At 60.7% G+C, this 17,649-nt stretch carries 17 protein-coding genes; 2 read left to right on the plus strand and 15 right to left on the minus strand.

Annotation, left to right across the window (positions count from 1 at the left end):
- Positions 1 to 44: 44 nt before the first annotated feature.
- A complete protein-coding gene (locus DV704_RS04265; RefSeq protein ID WP_114798321.1) occupies positions 45 to 857 on the plus strand; it encodes a phosphotransferase family protein in 813 nt (270 codons plus the stop codon).
- Here DV704_RS04265 and DV704_RS04270 read toward each other — a convergent pair.
- A complete protein-coding gene (locus DV704_RS04270; RefSeq protein ID WP_114798322.1) occupies positions 832 to 1,953 on the minus strand; it encodes an acyl-CoA dehydrogenase family protein in 1,122 nt (373 codons plus the stop codon). The two genes, DV704_RS04265 and DV704_RS04270, sit on opposite strands and share 26 nt — an antisense overlap.
- A gap of 78 nt (positions 1,954 to 2,031) precedes the next feature.
- On the opposite strand from DV704_RS04270, the gene DV704_RS04275 reads away from it, so the two are divergent.
- Positions 2,032 to 2,808 carry a YdcF family protein gene (locus tag DV704_RS04275; RefSeq protein WP_233498235.1) on the plus strand — a complete coding sequence of 259 codons (777 nt, stop codon included), beginning with the start codon at positions 2,032 to 2,034 and terminating at the stop codon, positions 2,806 to 2,808.
- Here the strand turns inward: DV704_RS04275 and DV704_RS04280 are convergent.
- From DV704_RS04280 to DV704_RS04345, 14 genes are all read right to left on the minus strand, one after another.
- The gene (locus DV704_RS04280) at positions 2,805 to 3,839 is read right to left on the minus strand and encodes a 2-oxoacid:ferredoxin oxidoreductase subunit beta (protein ID WP_114798323.1); all 1,035 of its coding nucleotides are present in this window, start codon (positions 3,837 to 3,839) and stop codon (positions 2,805 to 2,807) included. The genes DV704_RS04275 and DV704_RS04280 overlap by 4 nt on opposite strands.
- Positions 3,836 to 5,659: a 2-oxoacid:acceptor oxidoreductase subunit alpha gene (locus DV704_RS04285; RefSeq protein WP_114798324.1), complete on the minus strand. Its 1,824-nt coding sequence runs from the start codon at positions 5,657 to 5,659 to the stop codon at positions 3,836 to 3,838. Before DV704_RS04285 ends, DV704_RS04280 begins: the two co-directional genes overlap by 4 nt.
- Positions 5,660 to 5,764: 105 nt before the next feature.
- A complete protein-coding gene (locus tag DV704_RS04290) occupies positions 5,765 to 6,511 on the minus strand; it encodes a DUF4388 domain-containing protein (RefSeq protein ID WP_114798325.1) in 747 nt (248 codons plus the stop codon).
- Position 6,512: 1 nt separating this feature from the next.
- Complete coding sequence (gene thrB / locus DV704_RS04295) at positions 6,513 to 7,418, minus strand: homoserine kinase (protein ID WP_114798326.1); 906 nt, start codon at positions 7,416 to 7,418, stop codon at positions 6,513 to 6,515.
- Between the two features lie 10 nt (positions 7,419 to 7,428).
- Entirely contained in the window at positions 7,429 to 8,994 is a 1,566-nt protein-coding gene (locus DV704_RS04300) for an O-antigen ligase (protein WP_233498236.1), read from the minus strand.
- A gap of 48 nt (positions 8,995 to 9,042) precedes the next feature.
- A complete protein-coding gene (gene wbaP, locus DV704_RS04305; protein WP_233498237.1) occupies positions 9,043 to 10,473 on the minus strand; it encodes an undecaprenyl-phosphate galactose phosphotransferase WbaP in 1,431 nt (476 codons plus the stop codon).
- Positions 10,474 to 10,475: 2 nt separating this feature from the next.
- The gene (locus DV704_RS04310) at positions 10,476 to 11,618 is read right to left on the minus strand and encodes a glycosyltransferase family 4 protein (RefSeq protein ID WP_369910918.1); all 1,143 of its coding nucleotides are present in this window, start codon (positions 11,616 to 11,618) and stop codon (positions 10,476 to 10,478) included.
- Positions 11,609 to 12,412 (minus strand): glycosyltransferase, encoded by an 804-nt coding sequence (locus DV704_RS04315; protein WP_114798327.1) that lies wholly within the window; start codon positions 12,410 to 12,412, stop codon positions 11,609 to 11,611. The genes DV704_RS04310 and DV704_RS04315 overlap by 10 nt, the downstream gene beginning before the upstream one ends.
- Entirely contained in the window at positions 12,409 to 13,530 is a 1,122-nt protein-coding gene (locus tag DV704_RS04320; protein ID WP_158539598.1) for an EpsG family protein, read from the minus strand. The genes DV704_RS04315 and DV704_RS04320 overlap by 4 nt, the downstream gene beginning before the upstream one ends.
- A complete protein-coding gene (locus tag DV704_RS04325; protein WP_114798329.1) occupies positions 13,506 to 14,453 on the minus strand; it encodes a glycosyltransferase in 948 nt (315 codons plus the stop codon). Before DV704_RS04325 ends, DV704_RS04320 begins: the two co-directional genes overlap by 25 nt.
- A 32-nt stretch (positions 14,454 to 14,485) precedes the next feature.
- A complete protein-coding gene (gene glf / locus DV704_RS04330) occupies positions 14,486 to 15,607 on the minus strand; it encodes a UDP-galactopyranose mutase (RefSeq protein ID WP_114798330.1) in 1,122 nt (373 codons plus the stop codon).
- On the minus strand, positions 15,604 to 16,899 hold the full coding sequence (locus DV704_RS04335) for a flippase (RefSeq protein ID WP_233498238.1): 1,296 nt from the start codon (positions 16,897 to 16,899) through the stop codon (positions 15,604 to 15,606). Before DV704_RS04335 ends, glf begins: the two co-directional genes overlap by 4 nt.
- A 37-nt stretch (positions 16,900 to 16,936) precedes the next feature.
- Complete coding sequence (locus DV704_RS04340; RefSeq protein WP_114798332.1) at positions 16,937 to 17,356, minus strand: HEPN domain-containing protein; 420 nt, start codon at positions 17,354 to 17,356, stop codon at positions 16,937 to 16,939.
- A complete protein-coding gene (locus DV704_RS04345) occupies positions 17,331 to 17,639 on the minus strand; it encodes a nucleotidyltransferase domain-containing protein (protein ID WP_114798333.1) in 309 nt (102 codons plus the stop codon). Before DV704_RS04345 ends, DV704_RS04340 begins: the two co-directional genes overlap by 26 nt.
- Positions 17,640 to 17,649 lie beyond the last annotated feature (10 nt).

Below are 17,649 nucleotides of genomic sequence, written 5' to 3' on the forward strand. Positions count from 1 at the left end.
AAGGGCGGCCACATTCGCAGGGCGTTTGCGATAAGCTGGGCTGGATGCTGGCGCGGCTGGGGCAGGGGCGCGAGGCCGAGGTGCTGGCTTGGGCCGATGGCTACGTGATTAAGCTCTTCTGGCCCGAGTACACTGAGGTCGACGCTCGGCTCGAGGCCTACCTGGCCCAGCAGGCCTGGCTTCTGGGGGCGCCCGCCCCGCGGGTGGCCGATGTGCTCGCGTTGGAGGGCCGCTGGGGCGTGGTGATGGAGTGGCTGCGGGGAATGCCGATGAGCGACTACCTCCTCCTCGGGCCCCATCACCTGCAGCAGGCGGCCGAACGGCTGGCCTGGCTGCACCACCGGCTCCACACCTGCCCGGCCGCCCAGATGCCCTCCCAGAGGATGCGCATTATCCGGCGGATTGAGGCCAGCCCGCTTTCCCCAGAGCTTCGGGCGGCCTTGCTGGAGCACCTGGAGCGCCTTCCTGAGGGCAGCGCGCTCTGCCACGGCGACCTTCACCCCGAGAACGTTCTGGTCGCGGATGAGGAGGCCTACGCGGTGGACTGGTCGTTGGCCAGCCGGGGCAGCCCTGCGGCCGACGTGGCCCGCACGGTCCTGCTCCTGCGCTACAGCGAGCTGCCTCCGGACTGGCCCGGGCGGCCAGCCTTCGAGCAGCAAAGGCGTCTATTCTGCCAGGCCTACCTGGCCCACTACCAGCGCTTTGCGGGGTTGGAGCGGCTCGAGCTGGAGGCCTGGCTGCCCATCGTGGCGGCGGTCCGCCTGGGCGACCGGGTGCCCGGTGAGGAGGCCCGTTTGCTTCGGCTCATCGAGCGGGGCTTGGCGGCCAGCCCTAGCGGTAGAGCTCGCGGGCGATGATGAGCTTCTGAATCTCGCTGGTGCCCTCGTAAATCTCGGTGATCTTGGCGTCGCGGTAGTAGCGCTCCACCCGGTAGTCGCGGTGGTAGCCGTAACCCCCCAGCACCTGCACCGCCGCACGGGTCACCCCCACCGCTACCTCCGAGGCGAAAAGCTTGGCGGTGGAGGCCTCCAGGGTGTAGCGCTCCCCCCGGTCCTTCTTGGCCGCGGCCTCCAGCACCAGCGCCCTTGCAGCCGCAATCTGGGCGTGCATCTCGGCCAGCTTGAAGCCCACTCCCTGGAATTCGCGAATTTTCTGGCCGAACTGGGTGCGCTCGTCGGCATACTGCCTGGCAATCTCGAAGGCGGCCCGGGCTATTCCCACCGCCTGGGCCGCGATCCCAATCCGCCCCGAGTCGAGCCCGGCCAGGGCCTGGGCCAGCCCCCGTCCCTCCGGCCCCAGCAGGTTTTCCTCCGGGACAAAGACCTCCTCCAGCCGCACCTCGCAGGTATGGGCGGCGTGGAGGCCCATCTTCTCCTCTGGCGGGCCAAAGCTGAGGCCGGGGGTGGTTTTCTCCACAATAAAGCTGCTGATACCGGCCTCGGTCCGGGCCATCACCACGTAGACCTGGGCCTCGCCCCCCGAGGTCACCCAGCTCTTGACCCCCGAGATCCGCCAGCCCCCCGGCACCCGCCGGGCCCGGGTCTTGAGCGAGGCCGGGTCGGAGCCGACGTGGGGTTCGGTGAGGCAGAAAGCCCCAATCCACTCCCCCCGGGCCAAGGGGGTGAGGTACTTCCTTTTCTGCGCCTCGGTGCCGAAGCGCAGGAGCATGTACTGCGGTAGGCCCGAGGTCACCGAGAGAATTACCGCCACGCTGGGGTCGGCGGCGGCGATCTCCTCCAGGGCCAGGGCCCAGGTGACCGAGTCCAGCCCCGCCCCGCCCCAGGCCTCGGGGGTGGTCATGCCCAGCAGCCCGAGCTGCCCCAGCTTTTTGAGCTGGGGCCAGGGGAAGGCCCCGCTGCGGTCGTACTCGGGCGCCAGCGGCCACAGGACCTCGCGGGCCACCTGGCGCACCATCTCCAGCACCATCTTCTGGTCGGCGGTTAGGGCAGGCATGGATATATCGTATCACGAGGTATGTGCGGTAAAAGCGTCATGAAAATGGGGGGCGGCGTGGGGTAGGCTTGGGCTGGAATGCCTAAGCTTTGGAGACTCCTGCTGGCCGCTGGTCTTTCCCTGCTCCTTTTGCCCCTGGGGCTGGTTTTGCACCCCGAGCTGGGCCAACTTGCGGCGGCGGGGCTCTGGTTTCTGGGCACCCTGCTGGGGTTGTTCGCCTTTCGCCTTCTGCTTTACGCCAGCGGGCTGCTGGCCCTTTTTGTGGCCCTGGTGCTCTTCAGCCCGCTCACGGCCTTTCTGCTGCAGCCGCTGGTGGTGGACGAGCCGCCGCAAAGGGCCGACCTCATCGTGGTGCTCGGGGGGGGCATGCACTGCGGGGCAGGGGTGCTGGAGGCCAGCTCCCTGGCCCGGCTGGAAAAGGGGCTGGAGCTCTGGCGGGCCGGTTACGCCCCCCGCCTCACCCTCTCCGACACCGTGGGCGAGATTTTCGGCGACGCCCGCTGCCCCTCCTTGGGCAAGGTGGCCGCCGAGCGGGTGCGGGCGCTTTATGGCCCGGCCGGGCCGGAGCTCATCCTCCTGCCCGAGATGCGCACCACCCGGACCGAGGCCCTGGCGGTGGCGGCGCTCGCCCGGGAGCGGGGCTACCGGCGGGTCTTGCTGGTCACCACCCCGGCCCACAGCCGCCGCGCGGTGGGGGCCTTCCGCCGGCTGGGCCTGGAGGTGGTGAGCGTGAACTCGAGCGAGCCCCGCTTTGACATGGCCCTGCCCACCCCCTACGACCGCCTGCAGGCCCTCACCCCGCTGGTGCGGGAGTACCTGGGCCTTTTGAAGTACCGCCTCAACGGCTGGCTCTAGCTATACCGGCGCAGCACCGCTTCCAGCCGCTCGGGGCCGGGCCGCATGAGCGCTGGGGGGAGCTGGGCCAGGGGGGTGCCCAGCCCCTCCACCTCGGCCAGGCTGGGCCGGTGGGGGTTGTAGTAGAGGAGGCCGGTGATGAACTCCCCCCTGGCCTGGGCATCCAGCAGGCGCCGTATGGCCCCCATCTGGTCGGTGGGGTCGTAGGCCTCCTCCAGGTTGCGCAGGCGAAGGTGCGAGCCGTCGTGGAGCTCCACCAGCCGAACCTCCCCCGGGGTTAGCGGCTCGATGCTGATTTCCTCCGCGGGCGGAACAAAGCCCAGCTCATGCAGGGGCTTCTCGTGCTGGGTGCCGTAGCCGTAGCTCTTGGGGCTGTCGTCCTCGTTGTTGAAGGTGACGCAGGGGCTGATGATGTCCAGCACCGCGGTGCCCCGGTGGGAGAGGGCGGCCTTGAGGAGCTCGCGCACCTGCCTGGCGTCGCCGGCAAAGCTGCGGGCCACGAAGCCGCACCCGGCCACGATGGCCTCCAGGCAGAGGTCGATGGGGGGAAAGGGGTTGGTGCCGGCGTACTTGAGGCGCAGCCCCTCCTCGGCGGTGGCCGAGAACTGGCCCTTGGTGAGGCCGTAGACCCCGTTGTTCTCGATGATGTAGACCATGCGCAGGTTGCGCCGCAGGAGGTGCTTGAACTGCCCGAGCCCGATGCTGCCGGTGTCGCCGTCGCCCGAGACCCCGATGGCCTTCAGGGTGTGGTTGGCCAGAAGAGCCCCGGTGGCCACGCTGGGCATCCGCCCGTGCAGGGCGTTGAAGCCGTGGGACATGCCCAGGAAGTAGGCCGGCGACTTGGAAGAGCAGCCGATGCCGGAGAGCTTGATGACCTGGTGGGGCTTTAAGTTGAGCTCGTAGGCCACCTGCACGATCTGGCTGGCGATGCTGTTGTGGCCGCAGCCTTTGCAAAGGGTGCTGGGGGCCCCGTCGTAGTCCTTCTTGCTCAGGCCCACCGCGTTTGGCTTCAGGGGAGTGGTTTCCTTCATGCTGCCTCCTCTTTTTCGAGCAGCCGGGCCATCACCCAGGCCGCTGTAAGGGGCAGGCCGTCCAGATAGGCCAGGCTGCGAAGCTTAGCGGCGTGCTCGGGTAGCTCAGCCCGCAGGATGCCGTGTAGCTGGCCGTCGCGGTTGAGCTCAATCACATAGACCCGCTCGTGGGCGGCCACGAACTCGCCCACCTCGGGGCCAATCGGCAAAGCCCGCAGGCGCAGGAAGCTCAGGGGCAGGCGCTCGCGCAGCCGGTCGCGGGCTTCCTCGATGGCATAGCGGGTGGAGCCGTAGGCGATGACCCCGATGCGGGCCTGGGGGTGGAGCTCTACGGCAGGGGGGGGCACCAGCCTGCGGGCGGTCTCGAACTTGCGGGCCAGCCGGGCCATCAGGCGGGCGTAGTCCTCAGGGCGCTCGCTGTACTGGGCCTGCTCGTTGTGGCCGCTGCCGCGGGTAAAGTAGGCCGCCAGGGGGTGGGGGGTGCCGGGCAGGGTTCGGTAGGGGATGCCGTCGCCGTCCACGTCCTTGTAGCGGGCGAAGCCCCCCCGGACCTCCAGGGCCTCGGCGCTCAGCACCTTGCCGCGTTTGAGGGGCTCGGCAGGGTAGGCGAAGGGCCGGCCCATCCAGTGGTTCATCCCCAGGTCGAGGTCGGAGAGCACCAGGACGGGGGTCTGGAGCTCCTCGGCCAGGTCGAAGGCCCGCCAGCCGAACTCGAAGCACTCCTCGAGGGAGGAGGGGAAGAGGATGGGATGCTTGGTGTCGCCATGGCCCAGGGTGTAGGCGAAGGCCACATCCCCCTGGCTGGTGCGGGTGGGCAGGCCGGTGCTGGGGCCCACCCGCTGGATGTCCCAGATGACCGCGGGAATCTCGGCGAAGTAGCCGTAGCTCATGAATTCGGCCATCAGGCTGAGCCCGGGCCCGCTGGTGGCGGTGAGGGCCCGAGCCCCGGCCCAGCCCGCCCCCAGCACGATGCCTGCTGCCGCCAGCTCGTCTTCGGCCTGGACCACGGCGTAGGTGGGCCGCCCAGCCTCGTCGCGGCGCAGCTCGCTCAGGAAGCCCCGCAGGGCGTCCATGAAGCTGGTGGCAGGGGTGATGGGGTACCAGGCCGCCACGCTTACCCCGCCGAAGACCGCGCCCAGGGCTCCCGCCTCGTTGCCGGTCATCAGGATGAGGCCCTGGGTCTTTTCCATGGGCTCGATGCGGTAGGGGTCCTGCTTGCGCAGGTTTTCGCTGGCCCAGGCGTGGGCCCGGCGCACCACCTCGAGGTTGTCCTCCACCAGTTTGGGCCGCTGCTCGAACTGAGCCGCCAAAGCTTCTGCCACAGTCTCCAGGGGCACCCCCAGCATCCAGGCCAGCGCCCCCACGTAGGCCATGTTGGCTAGGTAGGGCCGGCGCTTGACCGGGACCTCGAGGCCGGCCAGCAGTTCGGCCGCGGGCACCGGGTAGTAGACCAGGTCGTCGCGCTGGGGCAGGTTCTTGAGGTCGGTGGCGTACAGGCAAACCCCTCCGGCCGGCAGCCCCTGTACGTCCTCGGCGGCGGTGGTGGGGTTGAAGGCCACCAGGATGTCCGGGGGCTTGCGGGCCACGTAGCCCTCGCGGCTTACCCGGATGTGGTACCAGGTGGGCAGGCCTTGGATGTTAGAGGGGAAGATGTTTTTGCCGTGCACGGGTATGCCGAGCCTAAAAAAAGACCGCAGCAGGGTTAGGTTTGCGGTCTGGCTGCCGGTTCCGTTGACGGTGGCGACGGCTATGGAGAAGTCGTTGACTATGGGCTCGCGTGGGGCAGGTAGCACAGCCTGCGCCCGTTCCAGGACGCTCATGAGACCTCCTTGTGGGGCCCTAGGCCCGCAGGCCGATTGGGTCTGCCTTCCTATCTTACCCCGGTAAGGGGGCAGCGGAGGTGATTTTTGCTCCGTTTTTTCGACCTAAAGGCCCCTTGCCTCTGCCTCCTGCTCCCAAAGAAGGTCGCGCAGGACCCAGCCCCGGCCAGGGGCTTCCAGGGCCCCGCGGCTGATCTGGTCGATCAGGTAAGCCCGCACCCGGGGGATGGGGAGCCCCGCCTGGATGAGCTCGCCCAGGTTGCAGCTGCCGTCCAGCAGCGCGGTGATGTCCTCGGGGTCGCGGATGCCGGCCTGGGTGCGGCGGGCCGAGGGGTGGCGGATGCGCAGGCCGAACCAGGCGTACTTGCGCAGCTTGGTCAGGTCGCCCTCGCGCAGGCCCCGCCAGGCCCGCTCGGCGGCGATGATGAGCGGCACCCCCCAGTTCCTGGCCGCAGCCCGTACGCTCCGCCCCCCCACAAAGACCGCGAAGGGCTCGGTGGCCCGGGGGGTTTCCAGCACCCGGCTGGGGGAGTCCAGCACGCTGCGGAAGCGGGTCCACTGGTCGCTCAGGCGGGCCCACTCGGCCATGAAGACCCGGAAGGGCATCAGGGGCGTGCCCTGCTGGGGGCCTGCTCGGAAGTAGAACCGGCCCTCCTCGGGGTGGAGGGGAAAGGTGACGATGGCCTCGAAGCCCTCCCAGTCCAGGATGCCACCCCCTACCACCTCCCCTTCCACGAAGTGAAGCCTTAGGGGTAGCCGGCCGCAGGTGAGCTGCAAAACGCCGGTGCCGCGGTTGGCGTGGATCATCTCTAGCACATCGCTCAGGGGGATGGTGTGGAAGCTTCCCTCCAAGCTAACCCTCCTGTGGAGCGTAGGCCAGCCCCCTGCCCAGCCCCAGCACCAGCGTGCTGCCCTGGCCCACGTAGGCCTGCAGGGCCTGGCAGATGGCCGGGATATGCTCGGGCCTGGCCAGGGCGGCCAGGGTGGGGCCCGCTCCCCCTACGAAAGCGGCCAGCGCGCCCGCCCGGTAGGCCGCCTCCAGGGCCTCCTCCAGCCCCGGCATAAGGTGGGCCCGGTAGGGCTGGTGCAGCCGGTCGCGGGCGGCCTCCCGCAGGGCCTCGTAGCAGCCTGAGTAGAGCGCAGCGGGCCAGAGGGCGCTGCGGGCCAGGTTGTGGACCGCATCGGCGTAGGGCACCGTCTGGGGCAGGGCAGCGCGGGCCAGAGGGGTGGGCACCTCGTAGGGGGGCACCCCCAGCACAAAGCGAAGCCCCTGGGGAGCGGGCAGCGGCAGGGCCAGCGGGGGGTCGGCCAGGGCGGCCACGAAGCCTCCGTAGACCGCCGGGGCCACGTTGTCGGGGTGCCCTTCCAGGGCAGCCGTCACCCGAAAGACCCCCTCCCGGCCCAGCCGGTGGCCCGATATCGCGTCGGCTAGGGCAGCCCCGGCCACCAGGGCCGCCGAGCTGCTGCCCATGCCGCGGGCCAGGGGAATCGGGTTGTGGGCCCAGATGGCCACGGGGGGCGGGCGGGTCTCTCCTAGAGCCTGCCAGGCGGCGCGGTAGCCCTGGTGGATCAGGTTGTCGGGGGTGTTGGGGAGCTGGCCCTGCCCGGTGTAGTAGAAGGCGTCCTCGGGGGCGGGGGTGGCGCGGACCTCCAGGTAGAGGTCGAGCGCCACCCCAAGGGCGTCGAAGCCGGAGCCCAGGTTGGCCAGGGTGGCCGGCACCCGCACTGCAAAAGACCTCTGGCTGCTAGCAGCGGCCATGCTGGGCCCATCATAACCCCACCCGAGCCGGGCTGTGCTGCTTTTGCAGCCCAAAAGCCACCGCCAGCAACAGCGGATAGTAGACCCAGGCCGAGAAGAGCGAGAAGTCGGTGAGATTGAGCAGCAAAGCGATGCCCAAAAGGGTCAGGCTAGGCCGGGCCCCGGCCTTGAGCAGGGCGTGCCCCACACCCAGAAGCCAGATCCCCAGCCCCAGCAGGGCCAGCAGGCCCCCCTCGGCCAGCAGGTGGAGCGCCAGGTTGTGGGCGTGGGGGGGGGAAGGCTCGATGGGGTTGGGCGGTGGGTTAAGGTCGAAATAGAGGGGAAAATGACCAAAGCCGATGCCGCCTAGGGGGTTTTCCCGCAGGGCCTGGATGGCCACCTGCCAGAACTGCAGCCGGGCCTGGGCGCTGTGGTCCAGGGTCAGGGCCTGGGAAAGCCGCCCCAGAAGCTCGGGCTGCCAGAGGGCCAGCGCCCCCAGCAGCCCGGCTAGCCCCAGCACCCAGGGCCGGGAGCGCCCCAGGCTCCAGGCCCACGCTCCCCCCAAAAGCAGCAGCGCCCAAAAAGCCGTGCGGCTGCCGGAGAGAAAGAGCAAGGCCGCGGCCAGCCCCAGCGCCACCCCCCCAAGCCGCTTGCCCCCCAGCACCCAGATCAGCCCTGCGGCCATGACCGCGCCGTGGCCCAGGAAGTTGGGCTGGGGGGTGAGGCCGGCGACGCGGGCGCCTGGGCCGGCCTCGAGCCACTGCCAGCCCGCGTAGGCCAGGTGGGCCAGCATCCCGAGCAGGATGGCCCACGCAGCTTTGGAGGGAGGGATGCTTTGAAAAAGCCAGAGGCCTGCCTGTAGCACCAGGAAGCCCAGCAAGGCGACGCCCACCCACCACCAAAGCCGCCAGCCCAGCGACTTCAGCCCGGTGGGCCCCATGCGGTAGGCGGTGGGGGTGGGGCCCTCCTCGAGCTGCGCCCAGCCCACCTCCAGATAGGTGAAGTCGCCCCCTTCGTTGAAGAAGTCGATGGCCCGCACCGCCCGGTCGCCCTCCTGGGCGGTGTAGCTGGCCCAGACCCGCCAGACCCCTGGGGCCACCGCTTCCATCTGGGTGGGCACAGGATGGTGTCCCCGCTGGGTGAAGAAGGTGATGGTGAACCTGGCCTGGCTCCCGTCGTGCCGTATGTAGAAGCTCTGGGTGTAGGTTTTTCCGGCCTCCAGGGGGTACCAGCGGTCCACGAAAAACTCGACGTAGCGCCGGCCTGCCGGGCTATGCTGGGGTATTCGCCAGAACCCATCGCCCACCGCCTTAGCCGCGCGCTGACCGCCCTCCTCGGGGTTCCAGCCCAGCAAGCCGTGGAGAAAGGGGCTCAGCAGGTTGGGGCTCTGGCCGGGGGGCAGGTTGCTGGTGGCAAAGCCTGGGGCTACCTGGGGCAGCAGATTGGGCGGGGTGGCCAGCAGTTGGCCGAGCCCGCCGGCCACAGCCAGGGCGCCAAAAGCCCAGGCCAGCACCCCCTGCCGGTGGCGCAGCACCCGCCACAGACCAAGCCCGGCGGCTGTAGCGAACCAGGGGGCCTTGAGAGGGAGCAGGAGCAAAAGGCCCAGTCCTGTCCACTCAATCGTTTTTCTAAGCCCTGCTTTCACCTAGTAAGCACCTTTGCCCGTAAGAACCACCCACACCGTGCGGGCCAGGATGTACAGGTCCAGCCAGATCGACCAGTTGCGTACGTAGTAGACGTCAATTTGGAGCCTTTCTTCAAAGGTGAGCTCGTTCCGACCACTAACCTGCCACAGACCAGTAACTCCCGGTTTTACGCTCAGGATTGTTTTTGTGAACTTCCCTATTCTTTCTTTTTCTCTAGGAAGATAGGCCCTAGGTCCTATCAAGCTTATCTCACCTTTTAGGACGTTTATTATTTGAGGAAGTTCGTCTAGGCTAAAACGCCGCAGCCATTTCCCCAGTGGTGTGAGGCGGGGATCATTCCTTAGCTTGTGAAATTGCTCGTATTCAATGCGTAAACTCTCGTTTTGTGCAAGGACTTGTGCTAGCCTTTTTTCTCCGTCGCCATACATGGTTCTGAATTTTATGATGTTCACAATTTTCCCTTTATGCCCCAGTCGAGACTGTATGTAAAATGCGGGGCCTATAGAGGTAGTTTTGACAAGTACCCAGATTAGGCCGAGTAGAGGCAAGCTCAAAAGAAAGCAAACTAAGGCCAATAGCCAGTCTATGCTGAGTTTTGTTACTTTCGAAGCAGGGCTTAGGAGCTTATGTTGTAACTCCAGTCCGAGTATGCCACCAATGTCCCTGGACGCCACCCAAAGGCTCGACAGCCCAAGCAGGTCCGGTATCACGATGAGGTGGGGGAAGCGGTGGCCGTACGTTTCTATCAACTCAAGCAGGCGGTTCCTCGGTACCCCCGGCATGGCTAAAATCGCGTGCTTGACGCCTGCTTTGGCGTACTGCTCGGCCAGCTCGAGCCCCCCCACCACCTGCACCCCGCCCAGCACCAGGCCGTGCTTGTGGGGGTCGTCGTCCAGCAAGGCTATGGGTTTTAGCCCAAGCCCAGGTTGGCGTTCCAGCGCCCGCACCACCTCCTCCCCGGTCTTGCCTGCCCCAAGGACAACCACCGGTGCGCCCCACCAGCTTTTTCTGGCGAACATCTCTCTGGCTAGGGCCCGTCCCAAAGGCACCAGCACCAGGGCCAACCCCCAGGCAAAGACAAAGGCCCCGCGCGAGTACTCGGCGGCCGACTTGTACATGAAGGTAGCCCCGCCCAGCACCAAAAAGACCAGACTGGTGGCATAACTAAGGCGACGCAGCTCCTCGGGGGGGGCAATTCCTACCCCATATAGCCCAGCCAGCGCGTAGGCTAGGGGGAACAAAAACAGCATTGGCCATAGCTCGATGTACGCATCCCATAGCAAGGAGCGATCCCAAAGATACCTCAAACCAATAGCAGTGCCAAGGGAAATGGTAGCAGCGGCTAAGTCGGTAAGTAGAAGGAATGAAGCTCTCCAATAGGGATGTATTCTGACTGCTTGCTGCTGCGAGGAGACCGCAGTTTGCTGCAAAATTACCTCCCTAGAAGTTCGTGGTAAAGGGCTAGGGTAGCGTCCACCATTTTATCTACGCTGTAAGCTTGAACCCTTTTGTAGCTTTGTTCCCCCATTTGCTTCCTGAGTTTTTCATCGGCCAACAACCGGCTTAGAGCACTAGCAAAATCAACTGTGCTTCTCGTGGGCACCAGAAAGCCATTTACGCCCTCGGCAATGGCTTGCTCAGCACCTCCTACGCGGGTTGCAACGATGGGTAGCCTTTCAGCCATAGCCTCAAGCAGCACATAGGGAAAACCTTCATAGTCGCTGGGCAAAGCAAATATATCGAAGCCTTGCATGGCCCACCGACCTTCCAAAGGTCCCGGCAGGATGACTTTTCCTGCCACACCCAATTGCTTAATTCTTAGCTCCATCCTTGGTCGCAGTGGACCCTCCCCAACCATCACGAGTCGAGCCTGAGAATAGTCTGTGCTAATGCGCGCAAAAGCGTCTATCAGAATGAAAGGAGCTTTCTGAGGTACAAAGCGCCCCACAAAACCGATAACTATGTGTTCACATGATAAACCTAGCTTTTTTCTGACCTCGCTTTTTTTCTTGGGAATACCGGAGTTTATCTGTATGGCGTTGGTAATAAGCTTTATCCGCTCCGCAGGGATACCTAAGCGCTGGGCCTCTACCGCTTCGCTTTTAGATACAGCTATTAGAGCAGTTGTTGTTCTGGCAAGCACTTTTTCTGCCGATTCGTACAGAAGTTTTTGGGTTCGACTTAAATTTTTCGAAAGGGTTGAAAATGCATTGGGTGTGTAAATCACTGCCCTCTTTTCCAGCCAGGCTAACAAGCGGGCCAGTGCACCACCTTTGGAACTGTGGCCGTGTATAAGATCGAATGGGCCGTGGTCGGCCATGTATCTATGCAGACGGAATAGCACAGCTAAGTCGCTGGGGTGGGGTGACCTTCGCATGGGAATTGCTATGTGTCGCACACCTGCTTGCTGAAGTCTGGGTAGAGCCTGGGTAAGAACGTGGTCGAGCCGAAGAGGAGAGTAGGCCAAATGAACCTCAACACCACGCTCAGCTAGACCCAGACATAGGTCAGACACGTGACGAGCAGTGCCGGCTCCTGTGGCTTCAATTATGTGAAGCACACGCATCACAACCATCCCCGGTATGCTGCTAGCCTGCGTTTGAGGGCTTGTACCATCCACACAGGTGTAATCAGCAGCAAAGAATTTTTCAGGATGCCCAGCCAACTCTCTATAAGTAGGGGGTCAAAGTTTAGAAGCATTACCCTTAAGCGGTTCCAGACTTGTTGCCGCCGCTTCTTTAATGAGATGCCAAGTGGGTTTATTCTGTAGGCAAGTATCGTATCCGCCAGGTTGGCGACTTTGTACCTCCTTACCACTCTAAAGAAGAGCTCGTAATCTTCTACCGCTTTGTAGCGATTTGAGTAAAGGCCTACTTCTTTCAAGACTTGGCTCCTAATCATCACCGCCGGATGAATAAAGCAATTTCGCGCATGCATTATGCGTCGAATTGAGCTGTCCTCTGTTGGGAAACGTTCCCTGAAAACCTCTTTTCCCTGCTCGTTTATGAAAAGCACTTGACCGCCCACCATAGCATATTCAGGGTGTTTTTTTAAAAAATCCAGTTGCTTTTCGAAGCGCCCAGGCAAACATTCATCGCCTGCATCCAAGCGGGCCACGTAGGGATATCCTTGAGACAAAATCCATTCAAGGCCGTGGTTTAGTGCGTATTCTATACCCTGGTTTTGTGAAAGTCTCAAAAGAAATCCCTTGTGGGGTGAAGGCAAAGTGGGGAGTTCAATAGGTGGTTGGCTACCGTCATCAACTACTACCACATCCAACGGGACTTCTTTGGGGAGAGAAGACAAGGTGAACTCGAGGCCTGCTTGGTCTTGATAGACGGGCATAAGGAGGGCCACTTCTGTTCTCATGGTTTGTAGTCGAAGATGGTTCTGTAGGGCAAGAATGGAGTTAATGTGCCAGTGAGCTGGCCATTATAATCTACAAGAAAGCTTCGGTAAACAAAGCCAGCTCCTATGAGCCCTGCTAGTGCAAGTCCAACCCAAAATGTTTTTCCGGCTTTTTTCGTGTGATCTAACTCTCTGATTAGAACAAGAGGCACCACGAAAGTCATAAGTTCTAGCAACCTAAGTCCAGCATATGAAACCAGGGCTAGTCCTTGGAAGATTAAGGAAGGTAAGACAACCAGCGTAAACGTTCTTATGACAGGCGTGAATGTTGTTTTTGTTTTATTCACCACCGCGATAAGAAAGAGCACCCAGATCAGGAGGATTATTCCTGTTCTAGAAAGACCAGAATAGGCGTAGGGGCTTTCATAATCGGAGTATAGCGTAATTTTTGACTCAAAATAGTCCCATCTTGTCAATAACAGTAAAGACGTTATAGTAGTGAATCCTAGCAATATTACAATTAGGCGAGGTAGTTTTGGGCTTGCTCTTAGTATTTCTCCCAATAAAATTAGTCCTAGTACAAGGGCGATAGAGTAGTGAAAAAGCAAACTGACTGTGCCTAAAAAGCCGAAGAGTGCCCAGTTGCCTCTCCTAAGCGCTTGCCATGCAAGTAGAGTAAGCGCCAAGGCCAGTCCAGCGCGTACAGCATTCATGCCGTATTGATATATGAGCAAAGGAATAAAGTACAGAAATGCGAACTTTATTTCTAATTTGTCGGCTCGAACTATGAATCCCAAAACAAGGAGAATAAAAATCAGCCCTATGAACCTTAGGGCCCAAATCTCAGAACCAGTAATCCAAAGCGAGATTTTCGATAGGGTCACGAATCCAGGCTCAAGACCACTCAAAAGTTCACTTTCTTGACCTTCCAGGATACTCTTTAAGATGTTCTCATAAATTCCGTATGTGTCTGTCCCGCTGTAGCGAAAGACTATTATCAGCCCGATAAACAGAATTGGCAATGAGAAAACAACCCGGTTGACCAGCACTCTCAACTGCCAGAGGGCTATCGATAAGTAAGAGGTAGCTAGGCCTAGAATGTATACATCCACGGTCAATTTACCTTCTTTTTTAGCCAATCTTCGTAAGATATTAAGTTCTTCCTAAACCCTAAGAGGGCGGCAGAAATCCAAAATTTCCACTCCTTAACGTTGCGCTTTTTAAGAAGAAACAAAAGAGAATACCTAGCCAATTCTAGCAACACAAGTAAAGGTATGTTGACTCCACCATAGGTTCTTATTAAGTAACCTCGATTTCGATAGGTATAAAAGTTTTTCAGCGGGCTTTTGGTATGTACGGCAATAAGTCGCTTTCCAATCATCGGATGTTGTTCGGATAGTCCACCAGGATGAAAAACTCTGCAGTTGGTAGTAGTACCAAAGCGTAAATATCTTGATCGTTTCATTCGCATAAAGTAGTCATTCTCGTCACCTCGAATAAACAGAACCGGATTGGGTAGACCTATCACCTCTACCACTTTTTTGCTTATCAAAATACCGTTCCAAAGATGAAGTTGGTTTGGTACCAGATCTAGCGTCTCAAGTTCGGCAACTGTATACGCTAGGCCTTTGCTAGTGGGTAGAGGAAAGCAAAGCAGATTAGGGGTTGAAATGTCAACCAAGAGCGGTGCAACGGCATCAAGTTTATTGGTTCTTGCTACTTCTAGCAATGTAGCTAATGTGTCAGGTTCTGCTACGCAATCATCATCAGCTACCCAATACCAATCAAAGCCCATTTCATACGCCTTGTTGAGACCGTGGTAGAAACCACCTGCGCTACCCTCATTTTTCGCTAAAGCTATTCTTGTTACCTCTGGAAAGAATCTTTCAAGCACTTTTCCTGTTTCGTCCTTACATGCGTTTTCAACGACTAATACCTTGTCCGGTAACCGGTTTTGACGATATATACTCTCAAGGCAAGTCCTTAGGAGATCTTCTCTGTTGTGAGTAACCACAATGGCGCAGACTTTTTCCCTACTTTCTACAGTATTCTGATTAGGCATACACCAAATCCTCCACGAAGTGGGCGATTGACTTAGAGTTTCGAAATTTCCCCGAATAGCATAAGGGCCCTTCCTACAGCTTGATCCATATTATAGTATTTGTAGTCAGCTAGTCGGCCCGCGAAAAACACTCTCCTGCCAAGATTTTGTGTTTCTTTCTTGTATAACTCGTAGAGTATCCGATTTTCTTCTTTAGGTATGGGGTAATACGGTATGGTCTTACCGGGTATGTGGGCTTGTGGGTACTCAATTGCAACTGTAGTCCCATGATGTTTCTGTCCGGTGAGATGCTTAAATTCCGTAATACGCGTGTAGTTGTGCTCGCTTGGGTAGTTAACCTGGCCAACCTTCTGAAATCTAGCAAGCGTTTTGTATTCGAATTCAAATCTCAGACTGCGATATGGAAGCGGGCCATATGTGTAGTCGAAGAAAGCATCGATGGGTCCGGTGTAAATCATTCGATTGAAATGGACTTCATTTTCAACCTCTCGAAAATCCGTGTTCAGCAGCACCTTTATGTTTTTGTGAGCTAGCATTCGCTGGAACATAACCGTATAGCCGTGCTTGGGCATGCCTTGATAGGTGTCCTGGAAGTACCGGTCATCGCGAGAAATGTAAACCGGCACGCGGCCTGTGACGCTTGGGTCTAGTTCCTCAGGCTTGAGTTCCCATTGCTTGAGGGTGTAGCCGTAGAATATGTTCTTGTAAATGTAGTCGGCTAGAAAACGCAGCTCTTTGTCCTCGGCCTCCCGAAGCCTGAGGATGGGTACCTTGACACCGAAGCCGTAGGTGCATATTAGTTTTTCCTCCAAGCGCTCGGCATACTTTGGAGGGAATAGGGCATAGAGCGAATTTAAGTTGAAAGGAACTGGAACTAGTTTGCCTTCTACTGAAGCCAACACGCGGTGGTGGTACGGGCGCCACTCGGTAAACTGCGAGAGGTAGTCCCATACCTTGCGGCTGTTGGTGTGGAATATGTGGGGGCCGTACTTGTGGACGAGCACCCCGTGCTCGTCGTAGTAGTCGTAGGCATTGCCCCCTATATGGTCCCGCACATCCACTACCAAAACTTTTTGGTCGAGCTGGGAGGCAATCCGCTCTGCCAGCACAGCCCCGGTGAATCCTGCACCTACGATTAGCCAGTCAAACTTCATGCTTGGATCCTTTTTTGAATCTGCCAGGGGGTTTTGCCTTGGCGCCACAGGTAAAACCACATAGCCCCTGTAACGAAAGCCTCTACCAGCACCACAGCATAGGCCATGCCATAGTGGGCTAAGCGGGGTACCAATACCAGGGCAAGCCCCAGGTTGAGGAACCCCGCCCATAAGATTACACCATTGAAAGGGCGGTCGAGTCCCAAGGCCAGCATCCACTGAATGCCAAGGGCGTTGCTGAGCGCAATCATGGGTAACAGAAGGGCCAGGATGCGCATGATCGAGGTGGCAGCCTGGTACTCGTGGCCCAGCAGCAGGTGTACGATCCAGGGGGCCAGCCCCACAACCAGCAACGCCCCTAGAGCGCCGCCGAGGCCCATAGCAATAACTATCCTGCCTGCCAGGTGGGCAGCGGCTTGGGGGGAGTGCTGGACCAGGTAGCTCAGTTTAGGGAAAAAAGTTCGGTTGATGGGCTCTAGAAGGCCAAGCAGGGCCTTGGTCAGGCGCTCTGCCCCTGCGTAGTAGGCGACCAGGTGGGGTGGTGCGAAAAGGCCTAAGATGAAGACGTTGCCCACGGTGTATAGGCTGACTGCGGCGCGAAAGAAAAACATGCTCCAACCTAACTGGAAGGCCTCTTTGGAGAGCGGAACATTAGGCCAGCGAAAGCCCACCTTCTTGTAGGCCAGCCAGAGGGTCAGGATGCTACTTAGGCTCGAGGCCAGCCCCTGCAGGAACAACACCTTCCAAGCATCCGAAGGGGATTGCACCAGGAGCAGGATGAAGAGGGCCGCTATTGTCTTTGTGGCCACTTCAATCCCCGCCACCAGCCGTAGGCGCTCCAGGCCCTGGAAAAACCAGTTGGGGCTAAAGCCTAAGGCTATAGCCCAGAATACCCCGGACCAAAGAAGCAAAGGGTCCTGGCTCAGGTTTTCCACCCAAGGGGCGATGAGGAGTGTGAGCCCTGCAGCCCCTACGGAAAGGAGGATTTTCGCTCCTGTCACTCCTGCGAGGATTTCGGCCAGCCTGTCCCGGTGCTCGCGATGCCGGGCTACCTCCCGTGTGGCCGAGAGGGCAAAGCCGTACTCTACCAGCAGGGAAAGGTACTGGGCGTAAGACTGGACGATGGCCAGAAGCCCCCACCCTCCCGGCCCCAGCACCCGGGCCAGGAATGGTAGCAGAATGAGCGGCAGGAGGTAGTTGGCAAACTGAACCCCATAAAGCGCCAGCAGGTTTTGCGCCGTGCGGCCCTGAAGAAGCCGGGTGAGTCGGGCCAGCGCGCTCATTGCGGGCATGTGCAGATGGCCTGGGCTGGTTTTTCGCCTTCAGGGCTCATGGGGCCACCTCGCCAAGCCAGCGCGCGGCCAATTGCAGGATCTGCCCAGCCTGGGCCAGCGCGGTTTGGGCCTCGCTTTGGGTGTAGGCCTCGGCGGGGGTGAGCTCGGCCAGAGCATCGGGATAGCGGGTGGGTATGTAGAGCTTGTCCAGGGCCAGGGCGTAGTCCAGCAAGGGATCAAAAGCGCTCTTAGCGGCCTCGGGCATCTCCCGGATCAAGCGGCCCAGGGAGTGTCCCCAGGGGTCAGCATCCTGGGCTAGCCAGACGGCCTTCAGGGCTTTTTCCCCCGCTTGTTGGGCGAAGAAGGCGGCCTGGGCGTACTTGCCTGCCGAGGCCAGCGCATGGCCGGCCTCCAGGTCATCCTCGGCTTGCCGCAGCCAGCGCAGGGCCTCACGCCGCTGTTTTTCCGCGCTCATACAGGAGTTTGGCCTCCTCTATTACGCTTCGCAGGAAGGGTAGGTGGCGGCGCGCTTCAAACTCGGCAGGCGTCAGCACCACCGGCTCCACCACCCAGGGCAGCTCGCGCAGGGCCAGGAGTACTTGGCCGATGCGCTCCAGGGGCGGTAGGGGGGTCTCCCAGAGCACCAGGAGGTCGACATCGGAGCGCCGGGTGGCGGTGCCCCGGGCATGGGAGCCAAAAAGGTAGATTCGCTCGACCCCTAAAGGGACCAAGCGTCGGACGAGCGCAGCCCACTCCACCAGGGAGCAT

This window comes from Meiothermus sp. QL-1 (assembly GCF_003351145.1).
Lineage (GTDB): Bacteria > Deinococcota > Deinococci > Deinococcales > Thermaceae > Meiothermus.

Bases quoted from the DNA above. Each gene is read 5' to 3' on its own strand.
- DV704_RS04285 (WP_114798324.1), bottom strand. From the start codon at position 5,659: ATGAGCGTCCTGGAACGGGCGCAGGCTGTGCTACCTGCCCCACGCGAG.
- thrB (WP_114798326.1), bottom strand. From the start codon at position 7,418: ATGGCCGCTGCTAGCAGCCAGAGGTCTTTTGCAGTGCGGGTGCCGGCC.
- DV704_RS04275 (WP_233498235.1), top strand. From the start codon at position 2,032: ATGCCTAAGCTTTGGAGACTCCTGCTGGCCGCTGGTCTTTCCCTGCTC.
- DV704_RS04265 (WP_114798321.1), top strand. From the start codon at position 45: ATGCTGGCGCGGCTGGGGCAGGGGCGCGAGGCCGAGGTGCTGGCTTGG.
- glf (WP_114798330.1), bottom strand. From the start codon at position 15,607: ATGAAGTTTGACTGGCTAATCGTAGGTGCAGGATTCACCGGGGCTGTG.
- DV704_RS04270 (WP_114798322.1), bottom strand. From the start codon at position 1,953: ATGCCTGCCCTAACCGCCGACCAGAAGATGGTGCTGGAGATGGTGCGC.
- DV704_RS04340 (WP_114798332.1), bottom strand. From the start codon at position 17,356: ATGAGCGCGGAAAAACAGCGGCGTGAGGCCCTGCGCTGGCTGCGGCAA.
- DV704_RS04280 (WP_114798323.1), bottom strand. From the start codon at position 3,839: ATGAAGGAAACCACTCCCCTGAAGCCAAACGCGGTGGGCCTGAGCAAG.
- DV704_RS04315 (WP_114798327.1), bottom strand. From the start codon at position 12,412: ATGAGAACAGAAGTGGCCCTCCTTATGCCCGTCTATCAAGACCAAGCA.
- DV704_RS04310 (WP_369910918.1), bottom strand. From the start codon at position 11,618: ATGGTTGTGATGCGTGTGCTTCACATAATTGAAGCCACAGGAGCCGGC.
- DV704_RS04325 (WP_114798329.1), bottom strand. From the start codon at position 14,453: ATGCCTAATCAGAATACTGTAGAAAGTAGGGAAAAAGTCTGCGCCATT.
- DV704_RS04335 (WP_233498238.1), bottom strand. From the start codon at position 16,899: ATGCCCGCAATGAGCGCGCTGGCCCGACTCACCCGGCTTCTTCAGGGC.